This is a genomic window from Paenibacillus sp. FSL K6-1330 (assembly GCF_037976825.1).
Classification (GTDB): Bacteria; Bacillota; Bacilli; order Paenibacillales; family Paenibacillaceae; genus Paenibacillus_AQ.
Genome location: NZ_CP150269.1, coordinates 3538306 through 3564288, shown reverse-complemented (window position 1 = coordinate 3564288; position 25983 = coordinate 3538306). Strand labels below are relative to the sequence as shown.

The window sequence follows — 25983 nt, the reverse complement described above, 5'->3', positions numbered from 1 at the left end:
CAGCGGCTGCTTCCATTTCGTTTCAGTTAATTAACAATCTGCCATGGGTTAAGGAGCATCGCCGCATCACGCAAACTTGTTCACACGCATGGAAAAGGCGACAGAGGATTGATTCCCCTGCCGCCTTCTCTTTCGTATATTCCACTCAGTTATGCGTTTCTGCCTCTTTTTTGAATTTCATAATGGACCAGACAACCAATAACAGCAGAACGGACAGACATACGCTGATGCTGACCCGATTCTGTCCATCGATGAGGAAGAGGATCGTGATCACCGATAGACAAAGCGCAGTAAACACAGTTACATAGGGGAAGCCCCATACCTTAAAGCTGGGCTGCACCGGATAAGCTTTGCGAAGCTTCAGCTGGGAGAAACAAATACAAATCCATACCAGCACCACAACGAAGCCCGGAACCGCCATCAGAACCCGAAACAGTTGGTCCTGAGCGATCAATCCAAGCAAGGAACCCGCTAATAGTATGATTGCGCAGAGTTTCAACGTATTGAGCGGAATGCCTTTGCTCGTGGTCTTAGCCAGGCTCCTTGGAGCCTCCCCGGCGGCAGCCATGGAATAGATCATGCGCGTCGCACCATAAATGCCGGAGTTAGCTGCAGACAGTACGGCCGTTACCAGTATGAAATTCATGATGTGGGCTGCTCCCTGCAATCCCGTAGCGGACAACACTTGCACGAAAGGACTTGACTCTCCCCCCAGCTGGTTCCATGGAATCAATCCGCAAATAATCAGGAGCGGCAGCGTAAAGAACAAAATCACCCTTAAAATAAAGTTGCGTACAACTTTAGGCAGGATTTTCTCCGCATTCTCGGTCTCGGTTAATGTGAGACCTATCAGCTCGGAGCCTCCATACGAAAAGGTGACGACAAGCAGAGCCGAGAATATGGCAAACCATCCATTTGGCAAAAACCCGCCATGTGCGGTGAAATTCTGAAGGTACGGGGTGTCCGAACTCGGAATAATGCCAAACATCAGAAAACTTCCCAGCACAATAAAACTAATAATCATGGCGATTTTTATCCCGGCAAGCCAGAATTCCACTTCGCCAAAACTTCCAACACTCATCATATTGATTAAAATAATGAGTGCCGCACTTGCAAGGCTTAGCAGCCACAGCGGAACCTCCGGAAACCAGTATTGCAGAAAGCTGCCTGCCGCAATCACTTCAATCACGCATACCGACAGCCACATGAAACAATACATCCAGCCCATGACAAAAGAAACCCGCTTACCAAAGGCTTCGCGAACAAAATCCTTCATATTGCGGCCCGGATACACCGTAGCCATTTCCGTCATCGCTCCCATAACGACCAGAAGAAGCAGTCCCGCAAAGATATAAGAGAAAATAACGCCCGGACCGGCGAGACTGATCGTCTCGGCACTTCCTTTAAATATCCCGGTGCCGATTACACCGCCCATCGCCATAAAGCTGATATGCCTTGGCCTCAATTTCTTCTGTAATGAAACTTCATCCTGTTTTGCCATTCACATATCCCCCTGATGACTTTCAAATTAACCTATTGATAAGTATAACCTTTTCTGCTAAGGAAACAACTTAAGAAATTCGCAAAGTGAATGAGGAAGTACGAGAGCTCTAATGCCTCATATTCTTTAATAAACGGTAAATAGGTTGTTCCTGGAGCGGATCATAAAGAGCCCGGGGAGGTCCCGAGCTCTTTATTCATTCGTTATGATTATCGCTAGCTCATACCATCACTACTTCAGTGACGGACAGTACTTCATAGTTTGATCATCATCGCATTACATTTATTGCTTCCCAGTTGAGACGATTCTGACATTGCTGATTTTGGACATGTTACCGGAAGTATCGTACGCAACGATAAAATATTGATACATTGTATTCGGCGTCAAGCCGCTATCCTTATAATCCGTCGTATTCGACGTTCCAATGACGGTATTATTCCGATAAACCTTATACTCTGCAATGCCCGCATTATCGAATGAAGGAGTCCATTTCAATTCCACCGTTGAATCGGATACGGCTACCGCTTCTTCGATGGTTGGCTGCATCGGCGCTTCGGTATCCGCGATGGTCGGTGACCACCAGTTACCCGAAACGACAATCATGCTTAGGAGACGCAGCGTATTCCCAAAGTACACATCATCATTCGTGGAGATGGAGGCATTGTGGTCCCATAATCGGTTGAGCCACTCCTGATTCGCCGGATTTATCATGGCGCTGACCATCATCGGCGCAGAAAATGAAGTATCCGTATAATCCACGAGTGCTTTTGATCCATCCAGCTTGTAACCACCATATATTTTGCTTGGATCATTCCCGGTCACTTGGCGAATCCATGACGTCATTTTATTTAGCTGCTCCTTGGCACGAGTTTCCCCTGTCATGAGAGCGTCCGTACCGATCCGCCAAGGAATACGTGAAGAGTTATAACTATAGTCCCCGTCCGTTTCAGACTCCAGGAATGTTGAATCTGCCGGAGCATAGCTGCCGTTTTTCTTGACCACAAAATCGGGCAGCAGCCCCGCATTCGGACTGTACTTTTTGTATAATCCCTCACTGATGGAATAGGTTTTGTCGATGATGCGGTCCCAATTGGCGTCTCCGCTCGCGTTTTTGAAGTCTTTCAAATGCTGAAGCATAAAATCGGAAGGACGTGTAGCACTGCCATATTTAGCATCGTCGTCGCTTACCCAATCTGCAAGCTTCAATGTCCACTCAGCATGATTAACATCACTCTTCATGATCGCGTCAATTACTTTTTTGGCTTCGGCCAAGTAATTGATCTCACCATCGCTTCCCCACTGGCGATCCGCAAGGAGCAACGCATATGCGATATCCATATCACCGTCCGTGGCCGAATCCACGCCGCTGACATCCACGACGGCCTGACCTGTATCGCCCTGCTTCCAAGCCATAAGGTCCGGGTTGATCTTACTTGGATGTGCTCTGAAATATCGATATAGTCCGTCAAAATAAGCCTTAGCTTTAGGATCATGGCCCGCCATATGTGCGGTGATCAGCATCCCGTATCCGTGCGCTTCCGAAACGGTCATCGCTTGATACTTGACATTAAGCTCCTTGTCAAACTCTTCTTGGAACCAGTCCCCGTCGGCATACCAGACGTAGTACTGATCCGGCTCCGTAGATTGAAGATATGGCTTCTTTTTCAAGTATTTCTGCTTCCACTCATCATACAGCCGGGCAACGGTTGCATCCAGTTGCGCTTGTTGCATATGATTTGGCTTGATCGAGCCGGAGGTGTAGGCCGTATGCTGCGGAAACGGCTTGTAAGGCCCGGTGCCTTGTGAAGAAGACATCGTTTTCAAGCGGATTTCTTCAGACGGCAGCGATTCGACTCCTCCCGCAGTAACGGCCGTCACCTTGTACCGATATTCCGTGTCAGGCGTCAGCCCGGTATCGGTATATGTTATTTCCTTGGTTGTTCCAACGTGACTATCGTTGCGGTAAACATGATAACGATCCGGCGCCTTGCCGGATGGGGCTCTCCAGGTCAGGTCAATTTGGAAAGGAGACACGCCTTTGCCCGCCAAACCATCCAAAGCGGATGGGGGCTCATTCCCCTCGGTCTGATTCGAAGTGCTTACCGTGACTGGGCTGGAATTGTCTCTTCTGCCAACAGACTTGATCACCAGATTATATTGGATATCCGGATTCAATTTGTCGATAACAACGCTGTACTGCGACGTTCCCGACTTCACTGGTACATAGAGGCTCCAATGCTTGCTGATCTTGTCATCCTTTTCGTAAATACGGAATCCTCTTACCTGCTCTTTACTTGAGGACGGCGCCTTCCAGGTCAACGTAGCTTTGGTACCTTGGAGTTTAACCTGTGCTCCCTCCACCGGATCCGGTTTGGTGTCTGTTCGTTTGATACCGTAATGATCGTACACCTTCAGCCCATTTTTCCCGTATCCGCTCTTTCCTTCATCTTCAACAGCGGCCGTATAGGCATCGAATTTCAGAATTTGATCTGCAACCGACACATCCGTAAACATTTTTTTCTTCGGCTGGTTGTTAATTGCTGCAAAGAAGTCGTCATACGGTTCGTTCTTGTAATAAAATTTGTTTCCAAACGCATTGGACATCAGATACACCGTTCCTTGAGGATTGACGACGTTGCCTGCTTCGTCTTTTTCCAGTTTTTTCGGATCGATGACCTTGTCCCCGTACATTTGGAAGGAACGCATATACATATGATCGTGAGCTTCAAACACCATATCGATGCCAAGTTCGTCAAAAACCGGAATCAGATTTTTCCTGTAAAATTTAACGCGATCCCCTTCCCATTGCGCGGAATTATCGCCAGCTGCATAAGGCGCTTTGTGAAGCGTCACGAATTTCCACTTCTTGTCGGTCTTCGCCACCGTATTCCGCATCCAATCAATCTGATTCCAAAACTGTTCGTGCTGATCATCATCCCAGTCGACGGAGCCGTCTTCGTTCAGCTTGCCGTCAAACTGCGAGTTGTACACCATGTAAAGCGCGTCGCCGTATTCAAAAGAATAGACCGAGCCATCATGTGTCGCATCCACCACTTTCCGTGGCAGATTGAAATGGTTGTAAAAGTTATTATTCGGCGTTGTGGCATCCCCGTCCCAATCCGATACTTCGTGTCCGCCCAGTACGGGTACAAATGGCACTTTCATCAGATGCTCCTGCGCGAGCCCGAGCATCCACTGCCACTGCTCTTCCAGGTCGCCATTATCAACCAGATCGCCGGCATTGATCAGAAATTTGGGGTTACCAATATGTTCATAAGCTTTCTTGAAGGTATCTGCCCATGGTTCAAAGCCTGATTTGCTCGAGGCCTGAGAATCGGCTCCCACGATAAAGCGATATGGCTGCGGTGTTGCTGTATCGGTTTTAAACGATCCCACGGAGCTCCAAATCGAACCGTCGCCTACCCTGAATACATAATCGGTTCCCGGCTTTAATCCATTCGCGCTTGCTTTATGGCTGAAAAACTTTTTCTTCTTACCCGTCGTTCTGTCACCTTTGGCCATGTAAGTCGAAATTTCCTCGGAAGTTCCGGTGAATTCAAGAACACCCTCTTTCGGAAACACGTTACCGGTTCCCGTTGATTCGGCTACCTGGACTTTCGTTCCGGCCGAGGTATCCGTGTACCAAGCGAAAGCCATGCTTGTTTTAGGATCGCCGTTCAAGGTCATGTTAATGAGTTTCGGCTGAGAGACTGAACCTACAGTCGTAAAACTCCACTCGATATTTTGAATCAGGGGAGAGCCGTCTTTTCCTTGGACCGCAGTTTGGGGAATGGTAACCCTGTAGCTTTTCCCTTGACCTAATCCGCCATGCCCAATGCGCAAGGTCGTTTGGTTTATGACATCGACGGCAAGGCTTGGAACAGGCTGATTCTGGCCATCCCGAACCGTGATATCCTGTTTGGCCGTTACCGTGATCGGTTTATTAAACTTAACCTCAATCGGCGTTGTTACGGCAACATTTTCCGCACCTTGTCCCGGCACATAGGAAATGTCGATGGTAGGCTGTTCAGGCGTTGTTCCAGAAATCGGTTCTCCGGTTACGCGAATGTTCCGAATTTTACTGGAACCTCCCGATCCAATGCCTTTCGGATTATCTTTAGGGTTGGTTGGCTTATTAGAGTTAACCACCCAGCGAATATACAGCATTTGCTTATCGTCTGCATTCGGCAGGGAGACGTTATTAAGTATGCAGGATTGATTAGGACAATTGTAACTTGAAACGATATTCATCTGAACCGTGCCTCCCGGAACGTCTGTCCATACCGTTCGGTCGGTACTTACCTGTACTTTGAAATCGTTAGGAGCGGAACCCGAAGAGCTTTGCTCCGAGGATAGTTTGATATTCTTGTAGGCTGAAGTAGAAACCATGGCCAACCAATATTTCTTGCCCTGGCCGTTATCCCAGCCCTGGTAGCTAATATCTTGGGCTTTACTGTCGTAGTATTCAAAATATCCTCCGATCTGTTGTAGGATGGAGGAAGACTTGTTGAGCCCTCCGGTTGCAGGATGGATGCCTCCTTCTCCCTTGTTCTTGAAGACCCATTCGGCGATTAAGGCCTCGGCCGCTTTCCCCGGCCCATCGGAGGCTAGCTCGGGCTTACCCGTCACGGAGTCGGCATATGAATTTGCCGGCAATGTCCAGGGGATCAACAATAATGCTAAAAACAATAAGAACATTTTTTGCGGATTCCTTCCTCTTTTCTTCTTGATTCGCATGCTTTGCACCCCTTTCCCGTTCAACATGAACGGTTTGGCTTGAGGATTCGATATGAATCCCGCCTTCTTGAATATATCCGATGTTTTCTCAGGATTCTCGCGGAATCTTATTTAAAAATGGCCCTTTTCAACATATATTGCTGTTATTTTGATTAACAATTCAATCGGCTTCGGGTACAATGAGGACATCATGACATAGCTGGATTTTCGTGAGAGGTGATTTGACATCAACTTTTTTTGCTCCGATCCCTTTTATATCAGTCGAGAGAGCAAATCCCGATCGAGTATTCCTTCATTCCACTATCACGACGCTTATGAAATTCTGTATATTGTCTCTGGCGAGCTGCATTATTGTATTGGAAGTCAGCCGTTTCAGCTTGTGGGCGGTTCCATGCTGCTCATTCGTAAGAATGACGGACATCGTCTGATCAATCCTAACGGTGCGCCATTTGAAAGGGTGACCCTGCTCTTCCAAGAAGATTTCTTAGGTGGGTTGTTGACCGAGGATTCGTCTTTTCATCCTCTCTCCCCTTTCCAAACAGGTTCCGGCTCCATCCGGTTAAAGGGTCAGGAGCAGGGGTATGTCGAAGGGATTTTTGCGAAGATGGCCGCCGAATCGGTCAACGGATTTCCAGAGTCGAATTTCTATCTCAAAATCCTGTTGTCCGAGCTTTTGGTGTTCATCCACCGTATTCTAAACAGCGGCCGTCAATACATAAATGCCTCAACCAACCAGGTTCATCAGCGTATTTCCCATATTGCCCACTTTATCAATCACCACTACGAACAGCGTCTGACATTAGAGGAACTCACCAGCCGATTCCATGTAAGTCCCTCCCATCTTAGTCGAACCTTCAAGGAATCAACAGGGTTTACTCTGATCGAGTATGTGAATCACGTACGGATCAAGCAAGCGTGTCATTTGTTGAAAGAATCCCATTTACAAGTTTCCGAAATCGCCGAAAGCGTCGGCTTCGAAAATTCCACCCATTTCGGCCGCACGTTTAAAAGCATAATCGGTCTCTCTCCCCTGAAATTCCGTAAAAATCATCAGGCGGATATACGGCCGTAAACAACAAAGAGCCGAATTCCTTTAAGGGAATTCGGCTCTTTGGAACGTATGTTATGAGTACACAGACAACAGTTAGTAGTGCAAACTAATCCAAGTAATTGTAATATTCGATAATATCCGCTATCGTTTGCTTCTGATTCTTGGTTAAAGTGTAGTCTGTCGATTTATTGGATATATCCTCAAATCGTACAATGATTTCATCATTTGCTGGAATCACGTTACCAAGTAGGTCTTCCATTTTTTTATCTACATTTATATCCACTATTTCTGTCATTCCGGAACCAAAAAGATCCACATCATTCACTTTATCCATCGGGTTGAAATCAAGCTCCTGCAATTTGTCTCCTGCACGGACCTTCACTTTGGTAAACACAAATAAGGCTTTTTTTGCGTCCTCCTGATACCCAACTCGTAAGATCATGTATTTTTTGGAATCCTTTACGCCGATGTAAGGATAGAAACTCAAGCCTTTGGTAACACCCGCGGATGGTGAGATAAAGGTAATATTTTCGACTTTATCTTCTTTAATTTCAAATTTGGACTCCAGTTCCGTTTTCCGATTCTTGATCTTAGACTCTATGTCGGTTTTCAGTTTCGTATATTCATCCTTTTTCTCAGCTTTAATAGCTTCGTCGACTACTACATTGGCTTGAACATAGTTTCCATTTTTGAATAAATCCTGTGCTTCGGCAAATTTGGCTTCATGATCATCAGTCTTGCTAGCACTTGCACTCTTCGCTGTTGTGCCGTTACCTGGATCGGATGAGGAATTGTCGGATAATCTGCCAATGACAAAAAGAACGACAAGAACCCCCACAATTATTAGCAAAATCTTTTTAAACTTCGACTTTTTTTTCTCCACTGTTACATTTTTCCCCCTTAAGGCTTATGAAATATAGTTCTATAGTATCATCGAACTATTCCAATATCAACCGTTTGAGAGATTATAAACCAAAGAGTCAAGTATAACCTTATATGACGTTGCCAATACTGTTATCTACCAGTTTTCTATTTCACAAGAATCCTAATAGTTTACATAATATTTATTATGTAATATTTAGTTTCCCGGGTACAACTCGTGGATTTTGGAAACCAGATCTACTGAATTGGTATGGAACGCTTCGTTTGAATCCATCCATACCGATTTCAGAAAATAAGAAGCATGAAACCGCCATCCCTGATGGTCCGGATTAAAATCAAGTTGAATCTCGCGCCCCGGACTTCCCCGGTACACCCTGGAACCCGGCTTGCGCCAACTGCCAATTCTAGTGATCCTGTCCGGATTCTGGCCCGTAATATATGTAAACCGTTCATTGTAAGGAATGTCCTTCAAATAAAACTTTGGACACCCCACAGCAAATACATGGATACCCCGAAAGTCGTACTTCTCCTCCAAATAAAGCCCTGCCTTATAGGCGACCACGCCTCCAGCGCTGTGCCCGATCAGGATCAGTTGATCCGTATCTGCTGCATGCTCGCGGATGATCTGCCCTGCGTTCACTACCCGGCGAGACTGCTCGCGAACCAAGTCATAGCCAACTTGAGTAAGCTGCCGGGCTAGCAGATGGATTAACGAGGACCCCGCTATGCCGTTTGCCATCCCATACGGAAAGATCATCAAGATTTTGGCATTCGGATATCTTCGGGCAACCTCGCTTGCAGCATCTTCAAAATTATTACGATAGGTCAGGACACCGGCAAAAAAACAAACCACCGTCCGGCACTTTATCGAACATGTGCTATAGGAGGATACGAACGTCTCTGTCATGACTTCACAGTCCACCTCCAAAAGTGTTCCATTCTTACGCTGTAACCATGTGAGAAAACCCCCATGACCACAACGCGATTCATATCTGCATTGTAGCATGAGGGTCCTCATATTTTCATATCTTGTTCGTCTTATTTTTTGGCAGCCAGCCATTGGGACAGCACATTAATTTCGTCTTCCGTCAGCTTGCCTTGGAATGCCGGCATTCCATTGCGCCCATTCGAAATGATACCTGCAATTTCGCTGGCATCGTGCTTGGAGCCTACGTTTTGGAGGCTGGGAAAGTTTCCGCCCCCGCCTAAGTCGGTAGCATGGCAAGCCATGCAGTTGGCATTGTACAGCGTCATCGCTGCATCGTTGTTGGCATCCCCGCCGGTTGCTCCTTCCTGTGGAGCTTGTCCCCCGTTATCTGCTGGAGCTGGAGCAGGCTCTGCTGCATCATTTCCACCGCATGCCACCACTGCAAAAGCAAAAGCTGACAAAAGCATGACAAACAGCAACCCTTTTTTGAACATGTTTGAAACTACCTCCTTTTGTAAAATGCAAGTTATACGAGCAACCCGCCCTTTTTGCTGTATTCGAGGATTCCGTCCGCTGCGCGATACGCAAGAGCCCCGACCGTACCTGTCGGATTATAGCCGCTATTATGCGGGAAAGCGGATGCACCCACGACAAACAAATTTTCCATATCCCACATTTGCATGTAGTTGTTGATGGCTGAATTGCCAGGATTCTCACCCATAATAACCCCACCGGTATTATGAGTCGATTGGTATGTCGTTATTTCGTAAGGTCCCAGTTCCTTCAACTTCATAATATTCTGGGCCCCCATCTCCTGCAGGATCTCCGCGCAGCGATCAGAAAGATACCTAGCCAACTGACGGTCCTGCTCTTCGAAATCGAACGTGATTCGAATCAACGGATCTCCGTATGCATCCTTGTAAGTGGGATCCAAGTCTAGGTAGTGATGCCGATAAGGCATAGAAGATCCTTGGGAGCCCACGGACAGCACGCTGTTTGCATACTTCAAGGAATTCGCCTTAAACTCTTTTCCCCAACGCGGTGTATCCTCCGGAACAGGATTGTTCTGAATGGGTCTTTGTCCTGTTACCGTATGGGCGATGTTCCCCCCATGTATGAACTTCAGATCCGAGTGATCAAAATTGTCGCCGTTATAATCGTCCAAGCCCATTCCTAAGCTTCCCGCTCCAGCAAACAGATTGAATTGATCCTCAAAAAATCCGGCGGCGGTCCCCTTGATGACCTGATAAGCATAGTTTTTGCCAATCACACCTGTTCCGCTGGACGAGTCGTACGGTTTACCGATCTTAGAGAGAAGCATCAAACGAGTATTATTAAATACATACCCCGTTGAAACGACGATATCCGCTGGCTGTTCGATTTCCTCTCCCGTCGTTAGGTCCGTGTACATGACACCTGTTGCCTTACCTCCCGTATGCAGGATTCGTCTTACATAGGAATGGGTCCGGATTTCGAACTTTCCGGTTTTTTTGGCAACAGGAATCACGGTAACGACCGGATCCGCTTTCGCCCCGTATTCACACCCAAACCGCTCGCAATACCCACAATACTGACAACCTGCACGGGCAATGCCATCCGGATTCGTATAGCTTTCCGACAGATTGGCTGAAGGCACCGTATAGGGATTGAGCTTCAGTTTTTTCGCCGCTTCTGTGAACATCTTCATGGATGGCGTGTGAAGCATAGGCGGTGTCGGGTAAGGATTCGAACGTTTCCCTGCCAAGGGATTTTCCTCGCCGGAGATGCCGGTCGTCTTCTCAAACTTATCAAAGAACGGCTCAAGCTGATCATAGGTTATACCCCAGTCCTGGATCATCATTTCCGGCGGTATTTTATCTTTCCCATATCGTTCTTCCGTCATGCTCCGAATTTTAAAATCGTAAGGCAAGAAACGGAATGTTTGCCCGTTCCAGTGCACCCCGGCTCCTCCCAATCCCTCGCCTAACAAGAACGAGCCATATTGCCTCATTGGAAGCGCACGTATTTTTTCAGTGCTTCGAAATGTAATCGTTTCTTTGGAGAGGTCCTGCATTAAATCGTACCGAAGCGCATAACGGAGTTCATCGTGAGCCATGTAATAGTCTTCCGTCACTCTTTCTTTACCTCGCTCCAATCCGACAACGGATAAACCGTTCTTGGTCAGTTCCGAAGCGATAATGCCGCCAGCCCAGCCGACGCCAATGATGACAACATCCGTTTTAGGTAATTTTTTAGCCATATCTATACTCCTCTCGCTATCGTGAGCCGTTATAGGTGATCTTTTAAACTCTTAGGCGGGATGACGGTAAAATTCTTCTCGATAATATTCGTGTAAGCCATTTGGTTACCCGGATATTGCCGCATCGCCCAGCCCTGCATATTTTTATTGCCACCATATAGCGGATCACTGTAAACACCTTCTAATGTGCTGCTGCGGAGCAGGTTGAAGAACCCGCTGGCTGAGATCGTTGTCAATTTGACCTCATCGTTCTGAAAGGCTGTTAACACGGCATCCTGTTCCTCTGGCGACAGGCTCGGGAAATCTTTCTGATAATTTTTTTGGCTGTAGTTCTGAATTTCGCGCAGCCCAATGTAGAAAATCTCTCGTCTTCTTAATCGTCCCTGATAACCTTGCGTTTTCTCTCCAACATAAAAAGGCGGCTGCATGTAGTCTCTTGCATTAAAACCCCAATCACCGGCCAACTGGTGGTCGATGAAGAATGCAGCGCCAAGTTCTTTGGCGCCAGGACCATTGTCATCCGCAGGAAATATACGCTCTACGGCTGCTTCCGTGATCCGGTATTGTTCCTGGTTGAAGAACATTAATGCTTGATTGTAGTTGTTTTCATTCGTCTCAGGAGCTGGCACTGCAGGCTGAGTTGCCCGCTTCGGCAGCAGATAACCGAGTACCCCGCCCAGCACGACACCTCCCACGGCATACCCGGAGTTTCTCAGAAACTTTCGCCGTGACATCGTCTGTGAGCTGCCAGACTTCGATGGTTTGGTTTGTTGTTCGTCTTGTTCGCTCAAACTCTCAGCACCCCTACTCTTTATCATTTGGAATAATGGGTATTGTCCCCATCAAAATTTCATTCATACATTATTCTCCATCCGGGCATGATAAAAACACTAATGATATGGAGGCGAATGCTCATGAATCAATTGTGGAGCAAGTGGAGAGGTCCAATATTGGGCTCAGCACTGCTTCTTTCTTTAACAGCTTGCTTAAATCAAAACGACAATCAACAAAATGCGCAATCCATGGAACAGCGTAATGCGGATGCCGTACACTTGCACAGTACCGATGTGATCCCAAGCTATCATGGGCCCAAGACCGAAACGACCAATGTCCACGGGAAAACCACAAGCGGTATGGGCATGTCCGTGTACAGCATGATCGGCTCTTCCAGCCTGCATGAAGGCGGTGTCTCTTCCCATGTCCAGTCAAGACTCGCAAGTTCAGGCATTGAAGGAGTCAAAGCCTTTGTCCTGAATGACACGATTATTCTGGCACGTGCAGAATCACGCGTTTCTTCTAACCAATATGACAACATGCAGCAAAAGGTTTTAAGTCAGACGCAAGGAATGTCGGGTAAAGGTGAACCAAACCAGGGTGTGATCGGGGCCAAGTCTGCGGACAACGATAATATGTCGCAAGCCAAAGAGCAAGTGAAAAGCATGTTTAACGAAGAAGTGCAAATTCTAACGGTAACGAATCCGCAAGCTCCTGAGCTGATCGACCGAATTGCCTCGAAGCTGCATGGTGCGCCGCGCGACGAGTCGATCGCCAGAGATATTACAAAGCTGCTGCAAATGGCATCGGATAAAAAATAGGTAAAGGAGTTGATCATATGCCTCTAGGAAATATCGGTGTGACAGGGCTGATCCTCATTCTGTTGATCGCCTTAATTATTTTCGGTCCTTCGAAGCTGCCTGAACTGGGCCGTGCCTTCGGTCGTACACTGAGCGAGTTCAAAAACTCAACGCGTGAACTGGTTTCGAGCGAAGATATCCATGATGGAGATAAATTGAAATGATCGAGCACGAGCAGGCACAAGAACAGGAGCAGCATATATTGGAGCACTTAACAGAGCTCCGCAAGCGGATTCTCATCACATTGGGCACCTTTTTGGTAGCCCTTTGTGCCGCTTTTCTGTATGTTGAACCCCTATATGAAATGTTGACTCGAGACGTGGAGGGTAAGCTTCAAGTATTGGGACCAACGGACGTGATTTGGGTATACTTCATGATTGCAGGCGTTATAGCTCTGGCGGTGACGATGCCTGTTGCCGGATTTCAGGTATGGCGTTTCGTCGTACCCGGCTTAAGCACCATTGAGCGGCGTGCTTCTCTGGCGTATATCCCCGCGATCGGAGCCCTTTTTTTATTGGGGTTGGCTTTTGGTTACTTTGTCATTTACCCCATGGTCCTGTCCTTTCTGGATTCGCTGTCGCATCATTTCATAACAGCTTATACAGCTGAGCGATACTTCCGTTTTATGGTGCATATGACCGTACCGTTCGGTGTGCTGTTCGAAATGCCCGTCGTTATCATGTTCTTGACCTCGATTGGCATCCTGAATCCGCTCCGCTTAGCTAAAATGCGGAAAATTGCCTACTTGCTGCTGACGATAGCAGCTGTTACCATTACACCGCCGGATATCGTGTCGGACATTCTTGTCATTGTGCCCCTGTTGCTTCTATATGAAATTAGCGTTGGACTGTCTCGCATTGTATACCACAAAAGGCTGACCAAGCTGGAATTGATAAGCGAATAAAAACCCGGTTCGAATCAGGGACATTGCGAATAGATACTAAAAAAGCTTGGAGATCTCTTTTAGATCCCAAGCTTTTAATATGAGTAAGAATATTATACTAACCTTAGAAAATCGTAGGCACCATTCCGCCATCCATACGGATTGGAGAACCTTTAAACGCGGATGCGTAAGGACTGCACAGGAATGCAGCCAGTCTACCTATTTCGATAGGCTTGATAAATCGCTGTATTTCGGATTGAGGTAGGTTCGTAACCATAAATTCCTTCTCTTTTTCAGAAAAAGTCATATTTTTATCAGGGTACATTCCTTCTATGATTTGGTACACATTCTCTGAGAGGGTTGGTCCTGGCATAATCGTATTAACGGTCACTTCCGTTCCCCTGGTTAATTTGGACAAGCTCTTAGACAAGGATAAGAGCATTGATTTTGTCATGCAGTATTGAGGCATTTGTCCTGAAGGCATTACGGCTTCTTCGCTGGCTATAAAAATAATGCGCCCATCATCACGTTTCAACATATGTGGCAAGTAAAATTTAGTTAATCCATTAGCTGCAAGCACATTCGTACGGAAATATTTCTCCCATACCTCATCATCAACATCCTCATACTGCATAATTTCATAAATACCCATGTTGTTAACTAAAATATCCACATGGGGATATTTTTCAAACAAAGCTTCTCTTTGCTTTGCATCCACGATATCGGCTGTAGCATTTTGAGGAGACGTCGCCGGGAATTGGGACTTGATGTCATTCACGGTTTGCTCGACCTCTTCATGATTTCGTCCATTAATGAGTACATGAACACCTTCTCTTGCAAGTTCAATAGCAATGGCCTTACCTATGCCTTTTGTTGAACCGGTAACTAGAGCCGTTTTATTGTTTAATCCCATATCCATAATATAATCATTTCTCCTTTGTGATCCGGATAATGATTATATTACTTTGTCAGGAATATTGAGTAACTAGCACATAGCGCCAAAGTACTTGTATAACACGCCAATTGATAATACTAAAGCAACACACTGAAGTAACCTGCAACCTCTCTATAGAAACCGTTTAGTTGAGAACGCTTGAATTCATGGTCAGCATTCCCTGCCGTTGTTCCGATGGCGAATGGGTACTGAGATGCTCAGTACGCCAATTTGATGGAGTATCTCCTTCCCAAAGACGGAAGGCACGGTAGAACGAGTTCTGATCTTCATATCCAATCAAAAAAGCAACTTCTTTGAGATCGAGCGAGGGGTCTGCCAAGTACTCAATGGCCTGCTCGTGTCTAGCTTGCATCAGCAATTGCTTGAAGCTCGTATTTTCTTCCGTTAACCTGCGCTGTAACGTACGATCACTCATATTGAACTCCTTCGCCACAGACTGAATGTCAGGTCGCCCTCCTGTAAGACTGCGCTTCATGATCCACTTAACCAGGTCGGTAATGGATTGGTTGCTCTGTAGTTCATCAAGCGAACGGTCCAGAGCGGGAGTTAGGATCTCCAGCAATTCTTCGTTATACGAGATAAAAGTGCGGTCCAGATCTCTTCGATAGAGCGTCAACCGGTTACGCGTAGCACCCATCCGGATACGACAGCCAAAATAAGCTTCAAGAGCTTGGACATCGCCCATAGGCTGCGAAAATTCAACCAAATGTGCGGTCAATGGTTGACCTGTGCCCCGGCGTCCAAGCTCCAAAAGACATGCTAGTGTGATACCCACAAGCAGCGGAGGACCGGGCTGTTCGCCTGGATTCAGCCATTCCAGCTCGATGGTACAGTACTCGCCTTCCTCGGTAATCAGCAAGCCTTCGGGTGGACATAGTTGTTTATACCGAGCCATTCGGTTTAGAGCATCGCGGTAGTCACGAGCGTGGTAAGGCGCTAAGACGGTCGGTGGGTACTGCGCCGTTTCAAAAACGGTCGCAAGCTTGATGATGGCTTGGGCCGTGTCACCAATGAGATCGGAATAAGCCTTCCAGATCGCGAAATATTGGGCGGTGGTGACTATAGACTCCGCCGTTATGATGGTAAGCGGTAATTGTGCTTTACGTGCTATGTCATGAGCGGCAATCCCTAATTGATGTAATCCTTCCCAAAATCCCGGCGGGATTTTAATACGGCCAGATGCATAATGCTTCATTTATAGGGCTCCTTTATATACTGTTTATTGTAATGTTAGATATTCCTTGATCCTGTCCAGGATGGAACTTGCTATCCTGTATTGGACTTCTTCTGTTAGCATTTCTTCCTCTTCTTGCGGATTGGTTAAGTAACACATCTCCAGCAGAACGGCAGCCATATTGGTCGATTCTGGATCGTGCTGTGTTTGTTTGCCATGCGAGCGATCATTCGAACTGGTTATATCCGCCATACGATAGCTTGCTGAACCTTCATTCGAAAGATTATTATACAGCAAAATAATGAATATTGCTGACAATATAAGCGGTATGATCGTTGCACCCTTTTTCATCCGTTTTCTCCCCTTCTTTAAACGTGTGTACAAGGGTGACATCAAGATCAAGTGGAGATGAATCAACATCAATTAAAAAAAGCGCAGAACCGAGGTTCTACGCTTTTTATTGAGATACGTCCTTATTCTTCATCCTCGCCAGTAATTCTTAATGGTGTCGCCACTTCCAGCCTTTGGCCATTATCTGAAAATGCGATAACCCGACTGATGACAATGCCTTCCTCGGCATCTTCATGAACAACATATTGCAGCACAATCGTCTGGCCTGCCCCAAGAGGCGCTTTGACCTGGGAGCAGTTCCGGAATCACGGTTGTGAAACCGGTCAGTGATTCCCATCATTTTTCGTGGCTTTCCGAATCCATCTGCTCTGAAGCTGCTGCAGGTAACCATCCTTCCAGCAGCGCTCCCCCTTCCGGATGATTGCTTGCGGCAAGCTCGCCTCCGTGCTGTCTAACAATTCTTTGTGAAATGGTTAAGCCTAATCCGCTTCCTCCAGTAGAGCGGCTTCTGGAGGCTTCCCCGCGATACAGCGGTTCAAATACACGCTCAAGTTCTTCCAGAGAGAAGCCCGACCCGGTATCGCGTATCGCAAACATAACCTTATTGCCATCTTTGTTGCACAGGACTTCGATGTCACCAGCTGTAGGTGTGTGTCTGACGGCATTATCCAGAAGATTGTTCATGGCTCGCTCCAATAAATGCATATCTCCATTGATGATGCAGCCATCTGTTACACGGAATGAGATCGAGATGCCTTTTTGCCGAGCCAGCGGACTCAGACTGTCCATCGAATTCCGGATTACCTGGTTAAAATCAACCGTTTTAGTGTTCAGTTCCGACTCCACATACTCCATTTTTGTAAAGGTGAACAGATCCTCTACCAACCGATCCAATTGTGCTGATTTATCCTTGCAAACCGCCACATATTGGGCCATTTTTTCCGGAGATTGAGCGATCCCTTGCTCCAGACCATCCAAATAGCCCCGCAAAGCGAACAAAGGTGTACGCAAATCATGCGCAACTGCCGCAATGACGAATCGGCGTTCCTCCTCCAATTCGGCCTGTTTTCGATAGGATTGCTCAAGCCCCTTGACCATAACATTGAAACCGTCGCGGACTTCAGCGATTTCGGCGATCCTCGACATGGGTAACCGAACATCCCAATCTCCTGTTGCAATTTGTCTAGCTGCGATTCCCATCTTCTCAAGTGGTTTAAGAACGAATCGCCTCATTTCCATTCCAACAACAAAGATCGCAAGCAGCAGCCCGACAAAAGCCGACATCACTTGAAATTGATTGGACTGAGGCAGATACAGAATAACCCTTCCCAGCAGCTGGCCGTCCTTGATGACAGAGAATCGCTCTGTTGATATCTTAGTGCCTCGTCGATCTGGATTGGAACGATAAATATCCTGATCTGCTGCGGATTGAATGAGAACATCCATCTTCGCTTCGCGCAATGCCGAATACAATTGGTTTTGCCAGTCGGAATCCGTCCATTGGTCTGTGCCCGATTCAATTCGCTGAGTCATTTCCGATATATTTCGTTGCAGCGTCTCATTTTGCAGCCGACCTTTTTCGAAGCTGAGCGTCTTCGTCTCCATAAAGTGAGCAGCAACAAAGAAGATCCACGGCAAAGTGAGAATAAAGACGAAGCAGAGCATAGTAAACGTGCGAATGCGGAGTGACCTCATGTTACCCTCCCTCAAAGCGATACCCTACTCCCCATACGTTGACCAGGAATATCGGTTGGTTCGGATCGGCTTCGATTTTCTCGCGAAGCCGGCTGAGATGGACCCGAATCGTGTGCCTGTCGCCCACCCCATCCCAAAATTTCGCTAGTAATTGTTCATAGGAGAAAACATGTCTCGGGTGTTCGGCAAATAATCGCAGCAACTCATATTCCCTGGGTGTGAGCACGACATTATTTCCATCCACTAGTACTTCTCTTGTGGACAGATTTAACTTGATTCGCCCGTAATCCAAGACTCTGCTATCCATTTGCTGCGGGGAAGCGGAACGGCGCAATACCGCTTTCACTCGGGCAACGATTTCCCCAGGTGAAGCTGTTTTAACGATGTAATCATCGCCTCCGAGAGTCAGGCCTCGAATCTTATCCACATCATCGCTGCGAGCACTCAAGAACAGGATCGGAACATGGCTCTCCCCGCGAATCCGGCGGCAAAACTCAAATCCGTTTTGTCCCGGCATCATAATGTCCAGAACAATACAATGAATGGAGTTCTGCTTAAATATGTCCCACGCTTGAGCGGTATCGCAAGCAGTTTTCACTTGAAAGTTGTCATTCTCTAGAAAATCTCTTAATAACTCAACGATGCTTTGGTCATCGTCTACAACCAGTATCGTCTTGAAAACACTCATGTTTATCCCACCTTTGCTTTCCTAGTTTATCATTTTTTTAGCTAGAACTAACGCGAGCTTATGTATTGTGATGATTTGTTTATACTTTTGTGACCTTTCTACATCTTCGTTTGAGATATTCGTTTGTTATGCTTCTATTTGCGCACACAGACAGCCAATATTTCGGGTGATCTTCCTGCGCAGTCATCGATAAAGGAGGTTTACATATGGGTTTGGAAAATAACGCTTTCTCGTTCTTTCCTTTTGGCGCTTTGTTTTGTCTCACGCTCTTCTCTTTCCTGGCGGTTCGAGTATACACGATTCGTCATCGTTACAAAAACGATCATCAAAAGGATGATATCGCTATGATTCTGAAGAACCGAATGGCCAAAGGTGAAATTGATGAGAAGGAATATCGCATGCTGAAAGATCTTCTAACCAAATAGAGACAAGGAGAATTTATTGATGCTAAACGTTCAAATCGTGTTGTTTGATGGCTTCGATCTTCTGGATGCGTTAGCACCTTATGAGGTCTTTTGCGCCGCAGCCATGAATGCTGAAAACGAGTTAAACGTAGAATTAGTCACGGCCGAAGGACCAAGATCCGTGCCTAGCGGCATCAACGGGTTGAGGATTGAAGCAAATGGCAGACTGGACCCGGAACGTGAGGGCATCATTCTCGTTCCGGGCGCGTCCGGCGACGTCGAAGGTGATGGGCCCGATTCGATTCCGACTATTCTGGGCCGGGCCTTGAGTACCGAATTGACCAGGTTGATCAAGCAGGCTCTCCAGCAAAAAGACATTACCGTCGCTACGGTCTGTGGCGGTTCCCTGATTCTTGCTATGGGAGGCCTCTTAGATGGCCGGCCGGCGGTAACGAACCACCTGGGCATGGACTTACTTGGTGCAACTGGAGCAGTTCCCGTCTCGGCTCGCGTCGTGGACGACGGTAATCTGGTCACTGGCGGCGGTGTAACTTCAGGACTCGATGTAGCGCTATATCTGGTCGAACGTGAACTTGGGCCTCGTATCGCTCACGCGGTCGAGCAGTTATTCGAATATGAACGAAGAGGCACGGTCTGGAAGGATACAGGGATAAAGCCTAACGTTAATAAATCAGTGACGAGTGACGAACCAAATGTCGCGGTGAACATAACAGCGATGACACCCACGCCCAGCTCCCAGCATAGCAAAAGCATACAGGCATCGGTCTTCGACGGGGATTGGGAGACCACTATCGCTACGCCCGTTGGGAAGATGGAGGTCAAGCTCTCCATATTGACAAGGAACGATATGATCCAGGGCACGGCAACGCAGGGGGATGAAACCATTGAGTTTATGAACCCTGTGCTTCAGGATAACAAGCTGGCCTGGTCACTACGAATCACGAAACCCATGCGCTTGAATCTCAAATTTGAAGTTGTCGTCGATGGAGATCACATGGTCGGTATAGCCAAAGCTGGCCTTCTGCCTGCATCCAAATTAACAGGAAATCGGGTTTCCTGATCGTAAAAAAGAAAAACCGCGGCATACACGCGATAATGGCTTCCAAGGATGTATGTCGATCGAGTTTTTCTTTACCAGGAATGGTGTGTATCAAATCTAGAGTTTCAGGAGTTGCGAGCGGATGAAGAAACGAAAATCGTTATATCTATTGCTGGCCTGTATCAGCATTCTATTTATACTACACGCCTTGGTGAAAAACTATTGGATCGATCCCGCTGCTTCGGGGTTTTTAAGTCATAAGACCGGGCTGAAGCGCGAGCTCAATCTCCCGGTTTGGCTAAATGTTATGTACGTTCATGTTGCATTCGCATGTATGGCCATGGCATCGGGACTGGTTAACTTTTCGAATCGAATATTTGAAAGAAGCCGCCGGCTCCATCGTGTAAACGGTTATGTATATATCGTATCCGTACTGCTAGTTGTGCTGACTTCCGGATATATGGCCCCCTATGCCACTGGCGGAAAATTAAGCAGTATGGGATTCAATCTGCTGAATATGATCTGGCTGTTTATCACCATTACGGCGCTCGTCCAAATCAAGAGGAAACGGATCATCGGTCATCGAAATTGGATGATTCGTAGTTATGCCTTTTGCTTCACGAACATGTTGATTCATCTCATTACTTCCCTTTTTCATCAGGGATTCGGGTATGTTTACGCTACCAGCTACACCATCGGCGTTTACGGCTCAATTGCGCTGCTGCTAGTTATTCCTGAAATTATCATCAGAACAAATCGAAAGGAATTGGTATAAGAATGAAAAGAATACTTAGCTTACTCATGTCGTTTACGCTAGTTCTAAGTCTGTTAGCCCCCGCAGCAAGCGCGGAAACAAAAAAGAATCAGGATCCATCCAAAGACAAAAGCGTGCATGTACAAATCGTATTATTCGATGGATTTGATCTGCTGGACGCATTAGCGCCTTATGAAGTATTTGCTGCAGCTGGAATGTACACTGGAGGAAAAGTTACGGTAGAATTGGTATCTGCAGAAGGTAAGCGTTCGGTTCCGAGCGGGCTGGATGGACCCACGCTTGAAGCCCAAGCCGTATTAGACCCTAATCGTCCCGGGATTATTGTAGTTCCTGGAGCTTCGGGAAAGCCAGCGGGGAATACCGCAGATGCAATCCCCAACATATTAAGGCAGGCTAAGGATACGGGCTTAACCAGTATGGTGAAACAAGCTATGAATAATAAGGAAGTTACGGTGGCTACCGTGTGTGGAGGTTCATTGCTGCTGGCTATGGATGGTTTATTGAAGGATAGATATGCTGTCACCAATCAGATAGGCATGGGTGCATTAGGAGCTCTCGGTGCAATCCCAGTTGATGCAAGAATCGTGGAAGATGGTCCTCGCTTGGTGACTGGCGGAGGTGTTACTTCCGGACTTGATGTGGCCTTGTATTTGGTTGAGCGTGAAGTCGGGCCACAGATTGCGAATGCCATCGAAAAGTTATTTGAATACGAGCGTAGAGGCACGGTGTGGCAAGCAAAAGGCATCACGCCGATTAGCTTTGAGACGAGCCAGGAGACGTCTAAAAAAGTACAACCGGCTGTACCGGGGACTAAAGCTGAAAAGTGAGGAATCGAGGCAATCGGGGAGCATGGAACCTCGTCGGCCCCACCTGCCGCTATTAGAGATATCTAGTCACAATGATTACATGTCGTTTCATTTACTCGCTTAAAGAAATTGCATGAATTCATCAAAAAAGCCGCAATTATGCGGCTTTTTGCGTGTATGTTATTCTCTATCAAAAAATCTACTATACCCTTTTTGAAAATCTGGCTTGCGATGATTATTCTGGAGAGTTTCAACCATCGCGATAGAAAGAGATCACGTTTGTTTTGTCTAAGATGACAACATCTTTCTCGTATCCCGTGTTGATGAATTCAATGGTTGATAAATCACTTCTCCTATTTCAGCTTTCACAAGTTCCAGCTTACACGCAAGCAACTGCTCATTCATTGTGATTTCCCCCACATTGCATAAATCCATCATGTTCCTATCGCGAACACATGCTGATACTTATCATTACCACACTGAATACCTTTACCCTTTTGAAGATAAGGTACCTTCTAAAAATGTAAAAATCAAACCAGCAAGTTCTTCTGCATGTGTCAGCGTAACCATATGGTCAGCCCCCTCAATTACTTCGAAACGGATGTCTTGAACACGCTTGAACTGTTCCGCAATTCGTTGCATATCCTCCCATTCGACCGTTCCCTGAATAAACAGCGTCCTTGCAACAAGCTCCTCCAACCGCTCGATGGCTGGCGGCATCGGCCATACAACCTCAAAGCTCTTCCACTCACTAAACACTCTGGTCATATACAGCGTGTGCATCTCGCGCAAAAAATCCCGTTCAGCGCTGGACATCGTCACACGATAATTCGGACCGCTCAACGATTGTTCAACCAGACGGTTAACATCTGGTGCGCATGCATTTACTTGGGCCATCCAATCGATGAATGGCTGAGAGTGCTCGAATCCGGTTAGCGATGGTGCAATTAATACTAAATGGTCAACCCTGGAAGGGTAAGTCAAGGCAAAATCCGTAACTGCCTGCCCTCCCATGGAATGACCGACAAGCGAAGCGCTGTCAATTTCCAGATGATCAAGCAATGCTCGCAGGTCTTCAACCAAGCTGGTTGGTTTTTGCGGCGCTGGAGATTTTCCCGTTCCCCGACCATCATACGTGATGACTTGATGGCTCCGAGCTAAATGCGGGGCAATATACCTCCATTCTCTTGAGTCTACACCTGGACTGTGTACCAACACAACAGGTGTCCCAATGCCTTGAGTTTGATAAGCTAAATCCATTTGAAAACTCCTCTCTCCAATGAATGATATCCAGATTATGATTCTAATATAATTTAAGACTGAACATTCGGTCAATAGAAAATCGTAATGAAACAAAATCAAAACAAAAAAAGCCGCCAATGGCGACTTCTTAAACATGTGATAACCCTCAATTCCGTGATGAGACCGACTGAAAACCAATCATTAAATGCGACGATCCGAGATTCCTCCCGTTTACCAAGCTGACTGAGCGCAACTTTTAATGAGCCGGCTTCAGAGAGGCTGAACACAATATGGACGTGAGTTTGAAGCTCCTCTTCCTGCAGCCGCTGGTTGTCAACGGTTTCTATATGCTTTTCCAACAGATTATACAATCTCTGACCGAACACTCTATCTTCATGCTCACATTTCTCAAAGAGTTTATCGATTACGATCCCTCCCAAACTTTCAGCTTATCCATATAAAAAAAACAAGAAGCTCATCACTTCTTGTTTTCATCACAGCTGCCACGCTTCGATGCCGCGTCCAATACCGACTGGATCGTTTGCTCCTCCAAGTATCGATTCAATTGCCGTTCGGCACCGTCCATCACCTGTTTGACCAGGCATACGCACTCACGGGGATGGTCCTCTTGTTTCTCGGCAGCCTTCTCCTCGGTCAGCAAACGGTGCTGCCGCGAATTCATATTTGAGCATTCAAAGAGCTGCTGTCTTCCTTCAATTACCTGTATCACTTCAAGGAATGTAATCTGCTCAGCCTGCTTGGCCAGCTCGTAGCCTCCGTTCACTCCCGGTACAGCCCGCACGATACCATCCTGCCTCAGCTTGGACATGATTTTGGATAAGTAGCTTTCCGAAACGCCCAGCGTCGCAGATAACTCCTTGATTCCGATGTTCTGGTCACGCTCCGAATGAGCCAAATGGATTAAGGCGTGCAGAGCGTAATCAACGCTTTTGGAAAACTGTATGACGGTTTCCTCCTTTAATTCGAATCACATGGACCTGTGATATCCATTATATTAATTCGGATTCTTTTTTGCAATGAATCCACGTTTCAGGATGAAGCATGGTTGAATTTACCTACTATTGCTTTGTGAAGAACCTACCTTTTTTATTTTTTAAAAAAGCCGCCGAAATGGCGACTCCGCAAGCAAATTATATTATAGCCTTCAAAGATTACATCCTTCATGAATCAGTCAGTATGACTTCCTTGTTCTTGTAATTGATCACGAACTTCTGTCAGTGCAAAACCAAGCAGATTCTTTCCGCGCCATTTCATGGGATTGTCAGCGTTCGGATCGTCCTTCGCCAAGCCGATTCCCCATATCCGATCTACAGGACTCGCTTCAACCAAAATCCGATTTTTCGTTGTGCTTATATACAACCTTAATTCCTGGTTCTGCTCGAACTTAGCCAAATTCCCGCGCTTCACAATGTCATAGCAATGGTGCTCCCAAACCTCGTTATCAAAGGATTGGACAGCACGACCGAATGCTTTCATCTCTTTGGGATGTCTAGCCTTCATAATCGCTTCCAGCATCTTATGATCGCCGAACAACCGTGCTTTTTCTGCCATCATGTATTGCTCAGTACAGTTATAAGATACGCCATCTATCAGGAAGGTGCATTTCCACCACTGACTGAAGCAGCTGTTACTAACGCTGCCATCGGCTGGAGGCGTATGACCCCAGAAGAACAGAAACTTCCGCTTTCCCCCGGCCAGATAGGCCTTTTGTAAATCTTGGATGTTGTATATCAAGTGAACACCTCCTGATTCTATTGATGAGCCAGTTCAAAAGACTATTTCAGCGTGTTGCTATTCGGAGGATCGTACATGCCCGATGTGTCCTTGAACCATTCGAAAATATGGGACACACAAACCTTGAGTACCGCATAGCCAGGAACAGCTAACAGAATGCCAACCACACCGAACAGATTACCGGCCGTCAGTATGACGAAGATAATCGTAATGGGATGAATCTTAAGCGTTTTGCCCATGATTTGCGGTGAGATGAATTTCCCTTCGATTAATTGCACGATCGTCCATACCGCAACCATCTTCAGCAGCATGACCGGAGAAGTGACCAGAGCCACAATCAGCGCTGGCGTGATCGCAATTGCGGGTCCCAGATAGGGCACCACGCTGGTGAACGATGCAATAATCGCCAGAATCAACGCGTAATCCAGACCGATGATCATATAACCGATATAGAGCAGAATCCCAATACAGAAGCTCACTATAATCTGCCCGCGGATAAAGGAACTGATCTGATGATTGATATCCTGAAGTACATGCAAAATTCCGGAACGACTCTTCGTCGGCAGGAAAGACAATATTTTCTGAGGGAGCTTTTTGCCATCTTTCAGCATATAAAACAGCACAAAAGGTACGGTCACGATCGACAACACAATCTCCGTAAAAGCACCCAGGAACCCGCCCACTCTGCTCCACGTATGGTTCAGAATTTCCGTTGCTTTCTGCGTGACGGTTGTCCACCACTCTTGGGAATTAATGTTCATGGTTTCTTGGATCTGATTATACAACTCGCTGCCCGTTAGATCTTCAAACTGCTGTCTAACCTTCTCGCTATATGTCGGGAAATTGTCAATCAGTCCCATAATCTGGTTGCGCAACACCGGAATGACCGCGAGCACCACAATCGTTAGAATACCGGCAATAACCAGATATAGGATCAGGATGGACCATCCGCGCTTGATTTTCCTTTTCTCCATGAAATCCACCAGGGGGTTCAGCAAATAATAGAGGATCCCTGATAAAATGATCGGCAAAACGATTGTCTTGACTAACACGGCGAGCGGATGCAGCACAAACGAAATCTTGCTTATAACCAACACGTTGAGTCCAACCAGCAACAGAACAAGCAAAAGAAGCACAAACTTATTATTCAGGAAAAAGCGCTTGAACCGATCCGGCCAAATACGGGGTTGCTCCATACATGTCCTCCCTTACTTATGTATACA

At 46.7% G+C, this 25983-nt stretch carries 26 protein-coding genes; 8 read left to right on the top strand and 18 right to left on the bottom strand.

All coding sequences use genetic code 11. The features are described from left to right. Positions 1-145: 145 nt before the first annotated feature. Complete coding sequence (locus NYE54_RS16130; protein WP_339273177.1) at positions 146-1501, bottom strand: amino acid permease; 1356 nt, start codon at positions 1499-1501, stop codon at positions 146-148. 282 nt (positions 1502-1783) lie between these two features. Next, on the bottom strand, positions 1784-6238 hold the full coding sequence (locus NYE54_RS16125; RefSeq protein ID WP_339273176.1) for a glycosyl hydrolase family 8: 4455 nt from the start codon (positions 6236-6238) through the stop codon (positions 1784-1786). A gap of 226 nt (positions 6239-6464) precedes the next feature. On the opposite strand from NYE54_RS16125, the gene NYE54_RS16120 reads away from it, so the two are divergent. Then, on the top strand, positions 6465-7310 hold the full coding sequence (locus tag NYE54_RS16120) for a helix-turn-helix domain-containing protein (protein WP_339273510.1): 846 nt from the start codon (positions 6465-6467) through the stop codon (positions 7308-7310). A gap of 85 nt (positions 7311-7395) precedes the next feature. Here NYE54_RS16120 and NYE54_RS16115 read toward each other — a convergent pair whose 3' ends face one another. The 5 genes from NYE54_RS16115 to NYE54_RS16095 form a co-directional block, all read right to left on the bottom strand. After that, complete coding sequence (locus NYE54_RS16115) at positions 7396-8172, bottom strand: hypothetical protein (protein WP_215160863.1); 777 nt, start codon at positions 8170-8172, stop codon at positions 7396-7398. 195 nt (positions 8173-8367) lie between these two features. Beyond that, complete coding sequence (locus tag NYE54_RS16110) at positions 8368-9078, bottom strand: alpha/beta hydrolase (RefSeq protein WP_339273175.1); 711 nt, start codon at positions 9076-9078, stop codon at positions 8368-8370. A gap of 131 nt (positions 9079-9209) precedes the next feature. Continuing rightward, positions 9210-9593: a cytochrome c gene (locus NYE54_RS16105; protein ID WP_339273174.1), complete on the bottom strand. Its 384-nt coding sequence runs from the start codon at positions 9591-9593 to the stop codon at positions 9210-9212. Positions 9594-9625: 32 nt separating this feature from the next. Then, the gene (locus NYE54_RS16100) at positions 9626-11338 is read right to left on the bottom strand and encodes a GMC family oxidoreductase (RefSeq protein ID WP_076323385.1); all 1713 of its coding nucleotides are present in this window, start codon (positions 11336-11338) and stop codon (positions 9626-9628) included. Positions 11339-11367: 29 nt separating this feature from the next. Then, positions 11368-12129, bottom strand: a complete 762-nt coding sequence (locus tag NYE54_RS16095) for a gluconate 2-dehydrogenase subunit 3 family protein (RefSeq protein WP_076323384.1) — start codon at positions 12127-12129, stop codon at positions 11368-11370. 123 nt (positions 12130-12252) lie between these two features. On the opposite strand from NYE54_RS16095, the gene NYE54_RS16090 reads away from it, so the two are divergent. The 3 genes from NYE54_RS16090 to tatC are packed head-to-tail and all read left to right on the top strand — an operon-like array spanning position 12253 to position 13876. Beyond that, on the top strand, positions 12253-12933 hold the full coding sequence (locus tag NYE54_RS16090; protein ID WP_339273172.1) for a hypothetical protein: 681 nt from the start codon (positions 12253-12255) through the stop codon (positions 12931-12933). Positions 12934-12950: 17 nt separating this feature from the next. Next, positions 12951-13136: a twin-arginine translocase TatA/TatE family subunit gene (gene tatA / locus NYE54_RS16085; protein ID WP_071221680.1), complete on the top strand. Its 186-nt coding sequence runs from the start codon at positions 12951-12953 to the stop codon at positions 13134-13136. After that, positions 13133-13876 (top strand): twin-arginine translocase subunit TatC, encoded by a 744-nt coding sequence (gene tatC / locus NYE54_RS16080; RefSeq protein WP_339273170.1) that lies wholly within the window; start codon positions 13133-13135, stop codon positions 13874-13876. Before tatA ends, tatC begins: the two co-directional genes overlap by 4 nt. Before the next feature lie 103 nt (positions 13877-13979). Here tatC and NYE54_RS16075 read toward each other — a convergent pair whose 3' ends face one another. The 6 genes from NYE54_RS16075 to NYE54_RS16050 all read right to left on the bottom strand — a co-directional run bounded on the left by NYE54_RS16075 (position 13980) and on the right by NYE54_RS16050 (position 18718). After that, entirely contained in the window at positions 13980-14774 is a 795-nt protein-coding gene (locus NYE54_RS16075) for an SDR family oxidoreductase (RefSeq protein WP_339273168.1), read from the bottom strand. A 160-nt stretch (positions 14775-14934) separates the two neighbouring features. Then, complete coding sequence (locus NYE54_RS16070) at positions 14935-16005, bottom strand: helix-turn-helix domain-containing protein (protein WP_339273166.1); 1071 nt, start codon at positions 16003-16005, stop codon at positions 14935-14937. 24 nt (positions 16006-16029) lie between these two features. Then, complete coding sequence (locus NYE54_RS16065) at positions 16030-16335, bottom strand: N-acetylmuramoyl-L-alanine amidase (RefSeq protein ID WP_339273164.1); 306 nt, start codon at positions 16333-16335, stop codon at positions 16030-16032. Between the two features lie 122 nt (positions 16336-16457). Further along, a complete protein-coding gene (locus NYE54_RS16060; RefSeq protein ID WP_339273162.1) occupies positions 16458-16589 on the bottom strand; it encodes a hypothetical protein in 132 nt (43 codons plus the stop codon). 82 nt (positions 16590-16671) lie between these two features. Beyond that, positions 16672-18030 (bottom strand): HAMP domain-containing sensor histidine kinase, encoded by a 1359-nt coding sequence (locus NYE54_RS16055; RefSeq protein ID WP_339273161.1) that lies wholly within the window; start codon positions 18028-18030, stop codon positions 16672-16674. A 1-nt stretch (position 18031) separates the two neighbouring features. Then, positions 18032-18718 (bottom strand): response regulator transcription factor, encoded by a 687-nt coding sequence (locus tag NYE54_RS16050; protein WP_076323376.1) that lies wholly within the window; start codon positions 18716-18718, stop codon positions 18032-18034. Positions 18719-18924: 206 nt separating this feature from the next. Here NYE54_RS16050 and NYE54_RS16045 point away from each other — a divergent pair, with 206 nt between their 5' ends. From NYE54_RS16045 to NYE54_RS16030, 4 genes are all read left to right on the top strand, one after another. After that, entirely contained in the window at positions 18925-19143 is a 219-nt protein-coding gene (locus NYE54_RS16045) for a hypothetical protein (RefSeq protein ID WP_339273158.1), read from the top strand. A 19-nt stretch (positions 19144-19162) separates the two neighbouring features. Further along, positions 19163-20203, top strand: a complete 1041-nt coding sequence (locus NYE54_RS16040; protein WP_339273156.1) for a DJ-1/PfpI family protein — start codon at positions 19163-19165, stop codon at positions 20201-20203. A gap of 121 nt (positions 20204-20324) precedes the next feature. After that, complete coding sequence (locus NYE54_RS16035; protein WP_339273155.1) at positions 20325-20957, top strand: DUF2306 domain-containing protein; 633 nt, start codon at positions 20325-20327, stop codon at positions 20955-20957. Between the two features lie 2 nt (positions 20958-20959). Continuing rightward, entirely contained in the window at positions 20960-21784 is an 825-nt protein-coding gene (locus NYE54_RS16030) for a DJ-1/PfpI family protein (RefSeq protein WP_339273153.1), read from the top strand. A 468-nt stretch (positions 21785-22252) separates the two neighbouring features. Here the strand turns inward: NYE54_RS16030 and NYE54_RS16025 are convergent, their stop codons facing one another. The 5 genes from NYE54_RS16025 to NYE54_RS16005 all read right to left on the bottom strand — a co-directional run bounded on the left by NYE54_RS16025 (position 22253) and on the right by NYE54_RS16005 (position 25956). Beyond that, entirely contained in the window at positions 22253-23023 is a 771-nt protein-coding gene (locus NYE54_RS16025; RefSeq protein ID WP_339273152.1) for an alpha/beta hydrolase, read from the bottom strand. Positions 23024-23121: 98 nt separating this feature from the next. Next, the gene (locus NYE54_RS16020) at positions 23122-23292 is read right to left on the bottom strand and encodes a DUF1835 domain-containing protein (protein ID WP_339273508.1); all 171 of its coding nucleotides are present in this window, start codon (positions 23290-23292) and stop codon (positions 23122-23124) included. Positions 23293-23483: 191 nt separating this feature from the next. After that, positions 23484-23969 carry an Rrf2 family transcriptional regulator gene (locus NYE54_RS16015; RefSeq protein WP_339273507.1) on the bottom strand — a complete coding sequence of 162 codons (486 nt, stop codon included), beginning with the start codon at positions 23967-23969 and terminating at the stop codon, positions 23484-23486. Positions 23970-24193: 224 nt separating this feature from the next. Then, positions 24194-24760 (bottom strand): NADAR family protein, encoded by a 567-nt coding sequence (locus tag NYE54_RS16010; protein WP_339273150.1) that lies wholly within the window; start codon positions 24758-24760, stop codon positions 24194-24196. A gap of 41 nt (positions 24761-24801) precedes the next feature. Further along, positions 24802-25956 carry an AI-2E family transporter gene (locus tag NYE54_RS16005; RefSeq protein ID WP_339273149.1) on the bottom strand — a complete coding sequence of 385 codons (1155 nt, stop codon included), beginning with the start codon at positions 25954-25956 and terminating at the stop codon, positions 24802-24804. Positions 25957-25983: the final 27 nt, after the last annotated feature.

Excerpts from the sequence above, each read along its gene's own strand:
- NYE54_RS16130 (WP_339273177.1), bottom strand. The coding sequence starts at position 1,501 with ATGGCAAAACAGGATGAAGTTTCATTACAGAAGAAATTGAGGCCAAGG.
- NYE54_RS16125 (WP_339273176.1), bottom strand. The coding sequence starts at position 6,238 with ATGCGAATCAAGAAGAAAAGAGGAAGGAATCCGCAAAAAATGTTCTTA.
- NYE54_RS16110 (WP_339273175.1), bottom strand. The coding sequence starts at position 9,078 with ATGACAGAGACGTTCGTATCCTCCTATAGCACATGTTCGATAAAGTGC.
- NYE54_RS16105 (WP_339273174.1), bottom strand. The coding sequence starts at position 9,593 with ATGTTCAAAAAAGGGTTGCTGTTTGTCATGCTTTTGTCAGCTTTTGCT.
- NYE54_RS16100 (WP_076323385.1), bottom strand. The coding sequence starts at position 11,338 with ATGGCTAAAAAATTACCTAAAACGGATGTTGTCATCATTGGCGTCGGC.
- NYE54_RS16090 (WP_339273172.1), top strand. The coding sequence starts at position 12,253 with ATGAATCAATTGTGGAGCAAGTGGAGAGGTCCAATATTGGGCTCAGCA.
- tatA (WP_071221680.1), top strand. The coding sequence starts at position 12,951 with ATGCCTCTAGGAAATATCGGTGTGACAGGGCTGATCCTCATTCTGTTG.
- tatC (WP_339273170.1), top strand. The coding sequence starts at position 13,133 with ATGATCGAGCACGAGCAGGCACAAGAACAGGAGCAGCATATATTGGAG.
- NYE54_RS16075 (WP_339273168.1), bottom strand. The coding sequence starts at position 14,774 with ATGGATATGGGATTAAACAATAAAACGGCTCTAGTTACCGGTTCAACA.
- NYE54_RS16070 (WP_339273166.1), bottom strand. The coding sequence starts at position 16,005 with ATGAAGCATTATGCATCTGGCCGTATTAAAATCCCGCCGGGATTTTGG.
- NYE54_RS16065 (WP_339273164.1), bottom strand. The coding sequence starts at position 16,335 with ATGAAAAAGGGTGCAACGATCATACCGCTTATATTGTCAGCAATATTC.
- NYE54_RS16055 (WP_339273161.1), bottom strand. The coding sequence starts at position 18,030 with ATGAGGTCACTCCGCATTCGCACGTTTACTATGCTCTGCTTCGTCTTT.
- NYE54_RS16050 (WP_076323376.1), bottom strand. The coding sequence starts at position 18,718 with ATGAGTGTTTTCAAGACGATACTGGTTGTAGACGATGACCAAAGCATC.
- NYE54_RS16045 (WP_339273158.1), top strand. The coding sequence starts at position 18,925 with ATGGGTTTGGAAAATAACGCTTTCTCGTTCTTTCCTTTTGGCGCTTTG.
- NYE54_RS16040 (WP_339273156.1), top strand. The coding sequence starts at position 19,163 with ATGCTAAACGTTCAAATCGTGTTGTTTGATGGCTTCGATCTTCTGGAT.
- NYE54_RS16035 (WP_339273155.1), top strand. The coding sequence starts at position 20,325 with ATGAAGAAACGAAAATCGTTATATCTATTGCTGGCCTGTATCAGCATT.
- NYE54_RS16030 (WP_339273153.1), top strand. The coding sequence starts at position 20,960 with ATGAAAAGAATACTTAGCTTACTCATGTCGTTTACGCTAGTTCTAAGT.
- NYE54_RS16025 (WP_339273152.1), bottom strand. The coding sequence starts at position 23,023 with ATGGATTTAGCTTATCAAACTCAAGGCATTGGGACACCTGTTGTGTTG.
- NYE54_RS16005 (WP_339273149.1), bottom strand. The coding sequence starts at position 25,956 with ATGGAGCAACCCCGTATTTGGCCGGATCGGTTCAAGCGCTTTTTCCTG.